This is a genomic window from Asticcacaulis sp. P2_C5 (assembly GCF_056404555.1).
The window spans coordinates 124,527-138,560 of sequence record NZ_JBFUDU010000011.1 but is presented as its reverse complement, the minus strand read 5'-3'; the positions used below and the strand labels follow the sequence as shown (position 1 = coordinate 138,560).

Sequence of the window (14,034 nt, the reverse complement as noted above, 5' to 3'; positions counted from 1 at the left end):
CTCTGTGCGGGCTTCGCTAAGTCAAACCTGGTCCGGCAATTGGACCTATGCTGTAAGGGGGCCTTCGAGATCAAAAACCGTTTCTCCCGGCTGGACATAGTCCATGATCAGGTGAACGCGCGGTTCCGCGCCTCCATTGTACACGGAGTGAATACGACGGTTATTGATCTCCCACATGTCGCCTTCCGGCATATGGAACTTCAGCTTGCCGACCATGAAAAGGCTTTCCTTGTTAGAGATGACCGGCACGTGAATTCTGTGACAGCGCTTCAACGAGTCACCTTCATCGATATGCGGCTTGATCTCAGCGCCCGGTGGCAACCGTGTCAGGATAACGCGTACAAAATAACCGCTGCCGTTTTCCTCGACGACGCGCCTCTGACGCATTGTCCGCGAATAGACGTCCGGGATATGCGACATCAACGGGCGAAGCAAAGGTTCCAGAGAGTTAAAGAGCGGGTGAATGGTCGGGTTTGTATGGCGAAAATCCGAATCGGCAATCAGCTTGAGGGTCTGCGTGCTGGCGTGAGCGTTGAAAGCCATCTGGCGGCCGCAGTCGGCAGCCCAGGTCGTCTCATCATAGGCGGCCACGGCATCTTTCAGCGCGGAAATGTCGAAGGCGCCAAGTTTCTGCGCGTCATGGGCGAAATTCATCGAGGCATCAAGAGGCTGGCCGAGCAGGCGGCGGACGGACTTACCGTGTTCAGCTTGCACAATTGCATACCAATGTCCATAAATATCATTACCTATCGGGCTATGCAGCGACCTCACAGCGCAAACCGGCCAGGTCAGTCGATATGGCACGCGGCCTTAACGACGAAACTCATATCCGTGCCGGTCAATAAGTGGCCGGTCCATGTCCCCCACCAGGGATTTAAGCCCATCGGAGTAATAGTCCGCGTAGGGCATATGCTCGCTGGTGTTCATGGGGGGCGCCTGACGGATGAAATCGCGGACCAGCATCGTCTCCGGGCCTCTCAGACCAAGCGGCAGGTCGTAAAAGGTGTCTCTCAGTTCTTCCATGCGAACAATACTGGGTGACGGCGCGCCGGCAAATAGCCGCTCATAAAGAAAGCTATAAAATCCAAGGCCAGATCCTCTGATCTTGTCTATGCAATGGCGCGTGAGATTGAGACCGTAGCTCACAAACTGCTCGGGAAACGCGGCCATTAACCGATCGATACGTGAGTCATCGCTCTGCAAATTCACAAGGTTGCTGATCGTATGGGCGAAATCGAGCTGCTTGTTCTCGCTGCATATCATGAAGAGCGGGTTGGGGTTGGCCTGTGCATGTTGGAAATGAAACCACGAGACGTAGTATGACCAGGGATTACGCACCGTGCCCACGACTGGCAAGTTACGGCAAATGTCAGGGACCTGACTGTAGGGCAGATGATAACCAACACGCCTGGCCGACGGTATGCAGCTAATCATCATGCGGTTGATAAAGGTTCCTCCTGACTTGTGCAGGTGGAGAAAAACAAATTTGTCACAAATCATCATGATCTTTTTATGACACAGTTCCCAATCGGGCAAAAGGGCCGGACTGCTCCGCCACCGGAAGTCGCGCGTACCCAGCTCGCATGTAGCGCGAAGTGCATGGCGTCATGACCAGGACGCCGGCTAAAGTCAATTTTGTATCATATATGATATTTACTTTTACCTCTAAAAATAGGACAACGCATCTTCAGGCGGTGATTGTGCAGGCGAAGAACGGACTTTCCGGTTTGCGCAGGCGCCTTGTCAGGATCATAAGTGTACGGGAATTCGATGAAAGCGATCGTTTGTGAACAACCCCATCGTCTGGCTGTTATTGAGCGTCGCCAGCCGGAGCGAGAACCGGGCCAGGTCATGGTGCGTATCCGGCGTGTCGGTCTTTGCGGAACCGATTTCCATATATTCGCAGGCAAGCAGCCGTTTCTAAGCTATCCCCGAGTCATGGGGCACGAGCTTTCCGGTGAGGTCGCCGAAGCGGATGCTGCGTCCGGATTTACGGCTGGCCAAGTCGTTACGATCAATCCGTACCTGGCATGCGGCGCGTGCATCGCCTGCCGGAAGACGAAGCCCAACTGTTGCGTCAACATCAAGGTTATGGGCGTTCATATCGATGGCGGCATGACGGAATTCGTCTGCGTCCCCGAGGCCGCGGTTGTCGATGCTCGCGGTCTGAGCCTCGACCAGGCGGCCATGGTCGAGTTTTTGTCCATAGGCGCCCATGCCGTCAGACGCGCCGGGCTTGAATCCGGCGAAAGAGCCCTTATCGTCGGCGCCGGACCCATAGGCATCGCTGCGGCCCTGTTTGCCCGAATTGCCGGCGCCGATGTGACCCTGATCGACACCTTGCCTGCGCGTCTTGCTTATGCGGCGGATAGGCTGGGTTTCCTGGACGTTGCCGTCGCGGATGATTCGTTACCGGATTGGCTGGCGCGCCGCACCGATGGCGACGGCTTCGACGCGGTTTTTGACGCCACGGGCAGCGCCCAGGCGATCGAAAACGGGTTTCGCTATGTCGCGCATGGTGGGCGGTACATTCTGATCAGCGTTGTGAAGGACACAATTTCCTTTTCCGATCCCGAGTTTCACAAGCGCGAAATGCAGCTCATCGGCAGCCGCAACGCGACACATCAGGATTTTCAAAACGTCATCGATAACATGCGTGCCGGCACGCTGCCTACTCAGGCGCTTCACACCCATACCTTCGAATTGGAAGACATGGCGACCGCCGTTCCCTATTACATCGCGAATCAGGGCTCGGTGCTGAAAGCGATCGGGCAGGTTTGAACTGAAACAGGTGTACGGTCTCAGCCCCGGGCTTCGTCCGAGATCGTCCGTCTCTTGACGGCCAGGCGCTGGGACTGGAATTTTTTCCTTAAAGCGTCCAGTTCCGCGGTCTCGGTGGCATCGAGAAGATATTCCCGCACGCTTTCGAGATGCTCACGCATGGCGCGACGCGCGGTCGAGGCGTCGCGTGATCCAAGCGCCTTGAGGATGGCTTCATGCTCGGCCACGCGCGCTTCACGACCTCCGCCCTGGGCGCGGGTCATGATCTGAGACGCCAGGGGCGACTGTGTCCGCAGGTTCCACAAATGCTCGATCGCGTCGATCAGGGCGCCGTTGTCGGTCATCGACGCGATATGAATATGAAAGGCGCGATCGGCTTCTTCGCAGCGGACGGCATCGGACGTGCGCATCACGTCTATCAGGCCTCTGAGCGTATCCAGATCCTGTTGTTTTGCCAATGGCGCCGCGAGGCCGGCCGTTTCACCTTCGATGAGAATGCGTGCCTCGACCAGTTCGAAGGCGCCTACATTCAGGTCTTCGCGCCCGGACAGGGCCTGGACGCCGTCTTTCGATTGTGTCGTCGCGGCTTCGAGGACATAGATGCCTGAACGCTCGCGAATTTCGACGACGCCCAGGATTTCGAGGGCGATCATCGCTTCTCTGACCGAGGGCCGGCTGATGCCGAATGTGTCGGCCAGATCGCGTTCCGCCGGCAGCTTTTCACCAACCTTATACACGCCATCGCGAATAAGCCCGATCAGTTGGTCGGCGACCCGGCGGTAAAGCCTGTCAGGCTGTGGACTGGTTTCCAAACAACAAGGTCCCGAAACGATTGGAATTGGCGGCAGCTTATGAACACCTCCGCTCCTTTTGCAAGGGCCGGGTTGGCGGTAAATCTCACTTATCTTGCCCCGGGCGGGCAAGATTTACCGCATGCAGTGCACGGGCAAACCTGTTCGCTGCATTCGCCAATAAAAAAGGTGCGCCCGTGAAGGCGCACCAGGGAAGGACCCATTTCCAGGGAGGAATCTGGTCCGTCGCAGACTCGAAAAATACCCAACGCTTCATAGAGGGTGAAGCTGCCATTGGTGTCAGGCATTTCGTGACATGGCCGGGGTCTTCCGGGTTTGCCCCCGGAAGACCCGTTAGCTTTCTGTATTGGGATCAGTACTGGGCGCGCCAGCCAACCAGTACGGTCTGGCCGGGGCTCTGGAAGCCTGTCGTGAGATTGGTGTAGGTGTAGTAGCTCTTGAAGCCCTGATTATCGAGGTTCGTGGCATCCAGTGTGAGGCTCTGTTCCAGTCCGAAGGCCTTGAACTTGTAGGACGCCGACAGATCGATCTGGTGACGGGCCTCGGCATAGGCGTCGAGCGCAATATTGTTGGCCTGCGGAGCAATGCCGGTCTTGATCTCGCCGACCTTCACATAGCTCAGGTGCGCCGAGAAATCGCCACGTTCATAGTAGCCGGTGACGTTGTAGGTGTATTCGGGAATGCCGGTCGCCAGCGCAGCCGCGCTTTGGACCTTGAAGCGCGTATAGTTCGTCGTGAAGCCCAGCCCTTCGACAAAGTTGTCAAGCGGTTGAACCCACATGAATTCCTGTCCGCTCAGCTTCATGACCGACGCTGAGTTGACGGGCTGCGTGATGTTGACATTCACGTTAGCAACCAGAGATGGATTGGCCAGGACCTGAGCCACGGTTGTGGTCGGGATCAGCGCATTGGCCAAGCCTTGTTGCTGGTTTGTATTGAGCGAGGCGTAGGCAATACCGAGGGCACCGAAGTTCAAGGGCGTGATCGGCCGCGCGATAAAGCCAGAAATGTCCTTCTTGAAGTAGGTCAGACCGACATAGCCCGTCTTGCCCGTATAATATTCGCCGCCAACATCGAAGTTGTTGGAATAGAAGGGCTTCAGGTTCGGATTGCCACGGCTGCCGGACGAGGCAGACGTGTCAAGGCTCAGCGAAGACGTCATATCCGCAGGGTTGGCCCGTGTCATGGTCTTTGACGCGGCGAACCGGACATTCAGCTTCGGCGTGACATTGGCCACGGCGTTGAAGGACGGCAGGACATCCTTATAGTGCGAATTCGTCGTCAGATAGACAATCTGGTTGTTGATGACCGACGGTGCGGTGACCGTCTGCTCTGTCGTCTGGAAGCGATAGCCGAAGTTTGTCTTGAACGGAATGTTGAACAGATCACCGTTGTAGAGGGCCATGCCGTAGGCACTGGTGATGGTTTCCTCAATCGTCGCGGCACCCGCCCCATTATACGAGCCGCCGGTCGAGACGGTCGGCGTGCTCTTAAGCAGAGCGTTAAAATCGACGGCCTTATTGATCTTGTCGAAATCGGGTACCACCCAGCGATCGAAGCCGCCACCGCTCACATCGCCCGAGAAGACGGAGCGCGTCATAGGTGTCAGGTACTTGTGAACGTCACTTTCGGGAATTGCGGCGGCATAGGCCGTACGCAGGTTGGCCGAAAGATCGCTGATGTTGATCTCGCGCATATAGCCGTCATAGGCGTAGCCGCCCTTGAACGTCCAATCGCCAATCGCCTTGCTGATATCGAAGTGGCCCGATTTGGTCATTGCATTGCGTTTGTCGAGCTGCATTATCATTTGCCCGCCCGCAAATGTGCGCCAACCAATGTCCGGGCTGTTCAAATCAACATTTGAGGTAAGCGTCGGAAGGTCGAGGTTACCGGAATCGTTGACATAGGTTGCCGTCACATTGGACTGGAACGGTGTGCGGTATTTCAGGAAGGTCACGCCCCGCTGATAGGTCGAGCGCATGATGGCGAGTTCAGCGTCCAATTGCCAGCCGTCGCCGAACTGCCATTCAAAACCGCCATTAACGCTCAGGAAGGCGTTTCTGTCGCGGTAATAGTCGGACTCCAGGAAGAAGGTGGAGTTGGCAAACGTCGCGGAGGTCACGACATTATTGGCGTCGACCTTCATGTTCAGCGGGATCATGCCGCCATTATAATCGTCGCCGGGACCTGTGCTGCGGAAGGCCAGCATCATATTGGTGCGTTCCGCCTCGCGATCGCCGCCGCCGCCGAGGATGTCCAGGTTGAATCGCAACGTGTCACTGGGACGATATTCCAGCGCGATGAGGCCGACCTTGGTTCGCGAGGTTGCGTCAAGTAGCGCATTACGACCCAGGCGCGGCATCAGAGCGCTCTTCATGGTGGCTTCTGTCATGCCGGGGTTCAGCGCCAGGAGCTGGGCTTCGTCCAGCGGACCGGGGGTCAGGCCGTTACCGGAATACGGATAGACGGTTTTGCTCCACACCCATTGGTTTGAGCCGTTTACATTGGCAAAGACGCCGTTAGAGGCTGTGAAGCCCGGGTCGCAGGTGCCGCAGTAGTTGTTGAAATTCGGGTCGCCGTAGCCCAGGGTTTCGAACCCGGATGTGTAGGTCTTCTTCTCATTCGCCGATACGCCGACCAGAACGCCGAATTTGTCCCAGGTCTTGGACCACACGCCCGTGATCCGTGGCGACAGTTTCTTTGAATTAACGCCATAGTTCCCTTGAACTGCGATGACACCGTGTTCACCCCTGCGGTCGAACGGCCGGGCATTTTGCAGATTCACCGTCCCGGCAATACCGCCTTCGAGCTGATCGGCGCTCGGCGTCTTGGAGACATCGACCCGGTTGAAGAGGCCGGTGGGGAAGGTGTCGAGGTCGACCTGGCGGTTTGTCGAGCTTGAGCCGGAGATGCCGTTGTCCGTCGCCATGGCGATACGATTGCCGTTCATCGTCACCTGGGTGAAGTTGGAGGGCAGGGCGCGGACGACAATCTGGGTACCGTCACCGGAAAACGCGTCGCGCGAAACGATCATGCCGGGCACGCGCTGCAACGCTTCGGCCATATTGAGATCCGGGAATTTCCCGATATCTTCGGCGAAGACAGTTTCGGTGAAGTTGGTCGAATCTTTTTTGGCCTTGGTCGCGTTTCTCAGCGATGCGCGATAGCCCGTGACGACGACGACCGTCGTGTCGTCATCGGCTGCCGCGGCGCCGGTGTTGGCGGCGTCCTGCCCGTGGGCGGACGCGAAACCAAGGCCGCCAAGCATGGTGGCGCACAGGAGCGTTGATTTGATGGCATGAAAGCGCAGGCTTTTCGCTAGCATTTGTGACTTCCTTTTCCCCGTCACGCCGTTGGCATGAACTATTTTTCTTATGTCGCGGCACGATGTTTCTGGAACAGTGTTACCGGTCACAGAACTATTAGTCTGACCAAAACACGCCGTCAATGTGGTAAGGCCAGTTTGATTTGTGTGTGGCAAATCTCCCACAAAATTTGTGTTTGGCGCTGCGCAGACGGTGCGTGACTGAGGCGCCTTTGCCTGAAAGGTTCTCTATTTTTACAATCACATATAAAATTAGTTATTCTGTGGGCTACGATTTCAGATCAAAACTGAATATAATTGCCATATTTATATGATATATACGGCGATTTCTGCGCTATGAATGTGAATTCGCTTGTTTTTACAAGTAATGTTCTTTTTCACAAATGGCAGCGTATTTTTGGCGATCGAAAATGAGCCTGTGGCACCTAATGCATGATATTGGTCTGGCCAACATCGCGTGCGCCGTCATTTTGCAATCAGGCACACAGCGTCCGCAGTGGTAAGTTGTCTTACCAATTCGTGATTTTGATCCGTGCGTTCGGGGAGGCGCCTATGGTCGCCGGCGGATGATGGACGACCCGCCCTCGTCCTAGTGTTGCGTCGCAGAGATTTTGACTCTTTGAATTCCCGTCGCAGTTCCAGCGGATCGGTACGTGAAGTTGGTCAACCCGTCATGATCTCCGTGACGCGACACCCTGGGCGGCGTTAACTGTGCGCCTTGTAAAGGGGGCGACCACGGAACACCGCTGCGCGGCAACACGGAAATCACACGGAAAATCGCGCTATTCAGACGGCTGCGCGAAGCGCCTCTGCAGTCATAGCCGGCGGGCGCTTCGCGCCGAAGCTTTCAGGTCTTGAATTCCGTGAATTCCATGGCCCCATGCCGAGGTTCAGTCGGCCCTCAACCCATCACAATCTCTGCGACCCAACACTTGCCGATCAATTTCAAGCTACCCGGCGAGGAGTTCTCTGAAAATCGGACAAGCCCCTCCGGCATCGTGGCGAAGATCCTTCTCCTTTTGGTAAGGCCAGATTGACTAGCAGATTTGGCCGTGATAGCCAAGTATATATAAAAGCTACTTTCATAGTCAAAAATTGCGGGTGTTGTCGCCTGTAGTGACGAGACCTGGGTGCAACCCGAAATATGGCGAACGCTTTCGACCTTCCTATTGTCTTTCGGTCCGCGGTCGAGCTACCGCGAAGGTCAGGAAAGCTGACACTTCAACTGGCGCACGCCCTCAAGGATCATATTGCGCAGACAAGGCCGGCCATCGGGACGCGTCTGCCGTCCGTCAAAACTCTGGCGGCCCACTTCGGTGTCAGCATGCCCTCGGTTCGTGAGGCTCTGATCGCTCTCGAAGCCCTGGGTTATGTCGACCTCGTACACGGCGTCGGAACACTTGTTCGCAAGGCGGGCCGATCTGAGCCGTCGCAGGATAACGACACGATAACCTTGCTGGAGGCGAGGCGGCTGCTGGAAGGTACGGTCGCGGCGCTGGCGGCCAAGGAAGCCTCCGAGAAGACCATTGGGGAACTGGCTTTAGCCATGCAGACTCTGTTCGGCGCCAAACCTTCGGACCCAGGCGACGGGATTCGCGCTTTTCATATGTGCGTGGGCAGGCTGACGGGTAACGGTGCAATCATGATGGCCGTCGATCAGCTTTGGCAGCCAGGCCTGCCCGACGTCATGGAGGAGACATTGTGGGGGCAGGCCCTTCTTCACGGTTTCCCGGCCTGGATGCTGATGCACCAAAGGATTTACGAGGCCATCAGACGCAAGTCGGCAGGCGCAGCTGAGACGGCGATGAACGATTTCAACGACCAGGCCATGGCCGACGTCTTCTTCATTCTGGAGAAGCGGGAGGTCGAAAAGGCCGAACAAGTCGTAGCCGGCAAGCGTCAGCAGTTCGCGACGCGGCGACTAACGGCGTGAGTGAAGGCTCGGTTCGACTTGAATCTGATATCTACCCAGGCGCTCCGGCTTTGCAGTGGCGTGCGATATAGTCGGCATGCTGAGGCACGGACGGGATCATTTGGCCGATGATCTGGCGGATGCGCAGAAAATGGTCGCGCAATTGGACAGGGTCGATGAGGTCTACGAAGGGGTCGTAGCTTTGCGGGACCAGACCCAGACCAAAGAAAAGCGAGATCCAGGACGGTTCGGTAAAGCCGTCCGGGTCGAGGACGACGATGCGTCCACTGCTGCGGAAGATGTCGATCTGGTGTTTCAGTGACTCCGAGATGTCCTGGGCCGCGCAGTGACGCCAGAAATCGGAATCGTCACGCTTCGTCAGTTTGTAGTGCATGACGACGAAGTCACGAATAGATTCATACTGGAAAGCGGTCAGACGATTGAATTCGTCCGCCAGTTCGGGCCGGAAGTCCATGTTCGGAAAATGCTGGATCAGCCCGCCAACGCCGCTTTCGATCAGGCGGATAGCCGTCGACTCCAGCGGTTCGATGAAACCGCCCGCCAGGCCGACGGCGACGCAGTTCTTGATCCATGCCTTGCGCCGTCGGCCGGTTTTGAAGCGGAGCTGGCGTGGTGCATCGAGCGCCTGGCCGTCCAGGCCCTGCATAAGGATGCGTTCGGCGTCTTCATCCTTCATGAAGTGACTGCTGTAGACGTGTCCGTTACCCGTGCGATGTTGCAGGGGAATGCGCCACGTCCAACCTGCAGTCCTCGCGGTCGATGTCGTATAGGGCGTCAGGGGTTCGACGCGCGCGCACGGCACAGCCAGGGCGCTGTCGCACAGCAACTGATCACTCCAGTCGACAAAGCCCGCCTTCATGGCGCCCTCGATCAGAAGGCCGCGGAAACCGGAGCAGTCGATGAACATGTCGCCTTCCACGCGGCGGCCATCCTCCAGCCGAACAGCTGCGATAAAGCCGTCTTCCGCCCGCAGTTCGACGTCGACGATCTTCGCTTCGATGCGGTTGACGCCGCGGGCCAGGGCGTAGTCGCGCAGGTAGGCGGCATAGAGTCCGGCGTCGAAATGATAGCCGAAGGAATAGGCGTTGCTGGCTGACGGCGTGTCGCCGCTGGGCGGGGTAAAGCGATTGCTTTGCGCCAGGACGGTGGCCACCGACCAGTCCTCATAGGAAGGAAACGCCGGATCGGCCTGTTTCAGGCGCAGCCAGTGCATATAGGGCGAGCGGTTATCAATGCTGGGTCCGAAGTCGCCGAAGCCATGAAAGAAACGGTTACCGATATGGCCCCAGTCCTTGAAGGCAATACCGAGCTTGAAGCTGGCCTGGGTCTTGCGGACGAAATCAGTACCATCAATGCCGAGACTGCGGTTGTAGTAGCGGATGGTCGGCAAGGTCGCTTCGCCGACACCGATCGTGCCGATTTCCGGCGACTCAACCAGATCGATGACGCAGGCCTTCCCCAGCCGCTGGGCCAGCGGCGCGGCCGCCATCCAGCCTGCGGTACCGCCGCCGACAATGACAATTTTGCTTATGGGTTTGGCCATCGAATTTCCGGATGATGAGCATACACAAAAAGATTCCTCCCGGCATGGGTACCGGGAGGAAAAGTTTGCGGCGACAGTCCGGGGAGAAGAGCGCCTGCCAAGGGACTGGGCAGGGCAGGCGCGAAGGCCAGCCACTACGGGAAATTAGTGGCTGGCAAGGCGTTAGCCCCGTGGGCAATTAACTGAATCCGCGTTTTGAGACATTTCCATACCTATGCAAGGCCTCGTCGCGCTTCAACGTCGCAGTTAATTGCCCACAAAGCCTTAGAAAGTATAGCGGACCTGTGCCGTGTATCGGGGTCCGGAGACGAACCAGGCGCGGCCCTTCATACCGATATGCTGCTGCATCAACTGCTTGAACTGGGCATTGTTGATGTTTTGCGCTTCGAGGCCGAACGTCATGTGGTCATTGACCTTGTAGAAGAACGACGCGTCGAGCTGGCCATAATCACCGGCCCAGGTGGGAAGAGCCCAGTTGATGCCCGGGTTTGGCACGGTGTTATAGGTGGGGCTGGCCGGGTTCGAGTCGAAGCCGTCTCCACCCTGCGTACCGTTGACATTGACGGCCTGCAGGTATTTGGAGCGCCAGTTATAGGCCAGGCGCGCCGAGACCGGTCCCTTGTCATACATCAGGGCCAGGTTATAGGAGTATTTCGACAACCACATCAGGGGCAGCTTGCCGAAGGTGCGGGCATCCGTATCGCAGCCATTGAGGTTCAGATTGAGCGATGCGGCGATTTCTGCGGGTGTGGCCGTCGAGGCGTGCGAGCAATAGGCCGAATTTACCGGGTCGTGCAGCGTTTGCGAGCTGTCGACATAGGTGAAGTTGGCCTGGACGCCCAGGCCCGAAAGCCAGCCCGGCAGGAAGTCGTAATACTGTTGATAGGCCACTTCGAAGCCGCGCGCCGTGCCGTCCGCCCCGTTGATCGGAGCGGTGATGATGAATTCATGCATCTGGCCGTTGACATCCGGCAGATCGAAGCCGTGCAACTGATTGACGATGATGTTGCGCAGATCCTTGTTGAACACGGCGAAGGTCAGCGAACCGACCGGCGAGAAATACCATTCGGCGGTCAGGTCGGTCTGGGTCGAGGTGGTCGGCTTCAGATAGGGATTGCCGGCGGCGGAACCCGTCAGGTTGAACGAATTGACGGTGGTTACAGTCCCGGTTGTCGTGGTCTCAAACCCTTCCCCCATGCTGGTATAGCCCTGAAGCTGCGTGAAGTCCGGGCGCGACAGGGCGGTGGCCATGGCGAAGCGAACCTGGAAATCCGGTGTGATCTTCATCCGCAGATTCAGGCTGGGCAAGGTATTGCCGAAGCTGTTGTTGAAGTTCTCCGCCTTTTCGTACTTCGGGATATTGGGGATAATGATGCCGCCCTGCGTGTTGCCCGGGGGAATGTTAGGGGCGGTCGGGTTAAAGACGGTGTAGCCGAACGCTGTCATATCGGTCGCGACATAGCGAATACCGATATTACCGTCGATCGGGTATTTGAGATCATCCCATCCGAAACGCAGTTGGGCGTAGACCGCGCGAGTCTTTTCTTTCTGCTTGTTGATGCCCGACGGATTGGTACCGAAGGTCGCCGCCTTCCAGGGAGAGCAGCCCGATCCCCAGCCTTGCGCCGCGGTTTGCTCGGCGCACAGAATGTCGTGATAGGTGTGCAACTTGGTGTAGGAGTCCGGATAGCCGGTCGCCAGCGATACGTCGGGGAAGACGACGGCCGGTGCATGGGCATCGCCATTGAAGAAGTTCTCGAAGCTGGTCAGGTGCGTGTTGCCGGCAAAACGCGGGTCGCCGAGATAGGCCAGGTGGTTGATGTCCCAGCCAACCTGCCAGGGCTGGGTGACGGCTGCCCAGTTGTAGCCCGGGTCTGAATTCTGCGTCGTGGCGTCACGATCGGTCAGGCGCACGCCGACGCGCAGGTCTTTCAATACCGGATCGTCGAATTCGTATTTGGCGTCGCCCTTCCACGCCCATTCATGAGCGATACTCTTGTCGAGATGCTCCATGGTGAAGGCCCAATAATAGTTGGCCGGATCGGCCAGATAGGCCTCGTCCACCGTGATCTTGGGCGGATCGGAGCGCAAATCCAGGGTTTCCGACTGGATCTGTATGCCGGTCGCAACCGTCGAATCGAAACTGCCGGTGCTGGCGCGGATATATTGCAGATCCGAACGCAAGGTCAGCTTGCTGCTCGGGTGCCAGGTCAGATTCCATGACACATCCGTCGTATCGGATTCGCGCGTGGCCGTGCGGGTATCATCGCCGAAATTAATGCCGCCATCGGTCGGATCGGTGATTGTGCCGGTCAGCAGCGCGCCCTGGTCATCATAGGTGGCGTCGGCGCTGACCCTGATGTTGTAGGGCGACGATTGGGCAAAGATGGCCTGTTCGTCCCACGTCATCTGGTAGTGCGAATTGAAAAAGGTCAGCGAGGTCAGCAGGTCCTCGTTCGGCCGCCACTGAAAGGCGCCGTAGGCCCCGAAGCGCTTGCGGTTGAACTCCAGGGTTCGCCACTGCGCACCCTTGGGCACCCACACTGTCTTGCCCGGTACGATATTGTTGCGCGGATAGTAGGGCTCGACCTGGAAGGCGTCCGTGCGCGTGCCCGACTCGGAATAGGCCAGGTCCAGAAGGGCTCCGAATTCACCGGCCCCCGTACTCCACCGATCAGAAAGGAGCAGCGATCCCGATGGGGTGGCGTTGCCCCCCTTCAGAGTCGAATAGGTGGTCTGGCCGGAGACGGCGCCTTTAAAGCCCTTGTAATCGAAAGGCATGGCCGTGCGGAGGTTGATCAGGCCGCCCACGGCGCCTTCGATCTGTTCCGCCGAGGGGTTCTTGTAGATGTCGACGCCCGCCATCAGTTCGGGCGGCACATCTTCGAAGTTCAGCGAGCGACCGCCATTGGCCGAAAAGCTGTCGCGGCCGTTCAGTTCGGAACGCACATAGGTAAGACCCCGGACGTTCACGCCAGAACCTTCGACCGAATAGTGTTCCGGATCTCCCTTGGCGAAGTTGTGATCGATCGTGACGCCGACGACCCGCTGCAGGGCTTCCGTTACCGAACGGTCGGGCAACTTACCGATGTCGTCTGCGACAATCGAATCGACGATTTCGTCGGAATTTTGCTTGATCTTCTGCGCCGACTTGAGCGCGGCGCGCTGGCCGGTTACGACGACGACCGTTTCGTCGCCGGGTGCCGCTGCGGGCGCATCCTGAGCCATTACCGGCGCCGCCATCATTACGGCGCCTATGACCAGAACCGAGGCCCCATTTAAAAGGCCCGAATGCTTTCGTTTATGTGTCATTTTTCTTCCCTGCTCAGGTGCAGTTGACCTGTCTGACGACAGGGAGCCCTGATTTCTGTTCGTACCAAACGGCTTGTGACGTACGCGTTCGCAGCCGGTTCTTTGGGAACCGGCGATAGCTTTACAACTTTGACGCGCTGCCGGCGTTTCACCAGCAACGCCCTGGACTTAGTGATTCCTCCGAACATTGTTATCGCTATCAATTATCATACATCTTGGTCGGAAATTAACCTAAATAGCTGATTTTACTGATAAATTCATGACATTGAGTGGGCGGGTCGCCACCAACTGTCCGAAGTGTCCGAATTCGTACACCTGGACGAAAAAA

The 14,034-nt window shown here is 57.5% G+C and carries 8 protein-coding genes; 2 read left to right on the top strand and 6 right to left on the bottom strand.

Annotated elements, in window-relative coordinates:
• Positions 1-45: 45 nt before the first annotated feature.
• Positions 46-714, bottom strand: a complete 669-nt coding sequence (locus AC1DXO_RS19235) for an aspartyl/asparaginyl beta-hydroxylase domain-containing protein (RefSeq protein ID WP_476979800.1) — start codon at positions 712-714, stop codon at positions 46-48.
• Between the two features lie 96 nt (positions 715-810).
• Positions 811-1,536, bottom strand: a complete 726-nt coding sequence (locus AC1DXO_RS19230; protein WP_476979799.1) for a hypothetical protein — start codon at positions 1,534-1,536, stop codon at positions 811-813.
• Positions 1,537-1,770: 234 nt separating this feature from the next.
• Here AC1DXO_RS19230 and AC1DXO_RS19225 point away from each other — a divergent pair, with 234 nt between their 5' ends.
• The gene (locus AC1DXO_RS19225; RefSeq protein ID WP_476979798.1) at positions 1,771-2,781 is read left to right on the top strand and encodes a zinc-binding alcohol dehydrogenase family protein; all 1,011 of its coding nucleotides are present in this window, start codon (positions 1,771-1,773) and stop codon (positions 2,779-2,781) included.
• Between the two features lie 20 nt (positions 2,782-2,801).
• On the opposite strand, the gene AC1DXO_RS19220 is transcribed toward AC1DXO_RS19225, so the two are convergent.
• Positions 2,802-3,593: a FadR/GntR family transcriptional regulator gene (locus AC1DXO_RS19220; protein ID WP_476979797.1), complete on the bottom strand. Its 792-nt coding sequence runs from the start codon at positions 3,591-3,593 to the stop codon at positions 2,802-2,804.
• A gap of 352 nt (positions 3,594-3,945) precedes the next feature.
• Positions 3,946-6,918, bottom strand: coding sequence for a TonB-dependent receptor (locus AC1DXO_RS19215; RefSeq protein WP_476979796.1), 2,973 nt, complete (start codon positions 6,916-6,918; stop codon positions 3,946-3,948).
• A 1,144-nt stretch (positions 6,919-8,062) separates the two neighbouring features.
• On the opposite strand from AC1DXO_RS19215, the gene AC1DXO_RS19210 reads away from it, so the two are divergent.
• Positions 8,063-8,851, top strand: coding sequence for a FadR/GntR family transcriptional regulator (locus AC1DXO_RS19210; protein ID WP_476979795.1), 789 nt, complete (start codon positions 8,063-8,065; stop codon positions 8,849-8,851).
• A gap of 31 nt (positions 8,852-8,882) precedes the next feature.
• Here the strand turns inward: AC1DXO_RS19210 and AC1DXO_RS19205 are convergent, their stop codons facing one another.
• Positions 8,883-10,394, bottom strand: a complete 1,512-nt coding sequence (locus tag AC1DXO_RS19205; RefSeq protein ID WP_476979794.1) for a tryptophan halogenase family protein — start codon at positions 10,392-10,394, stop codon at positions 8,883-8,885.
• A 264-nt stretch (positions 10,395-10,658) separates the two neighbouring features.
• Positions 10,659-13,706, bottom strand: coding sequence for a TonB-dependent receptor (locus AC1DXO_RS19200; RefSeq protein ID WP_476979793.1), 3,048 nt, complete (start codon positions 13,704-13,706; stop codon positions 10,659-10,661).
• Positions 13,707-14,034: the final 328 nt, after the last annotated feature.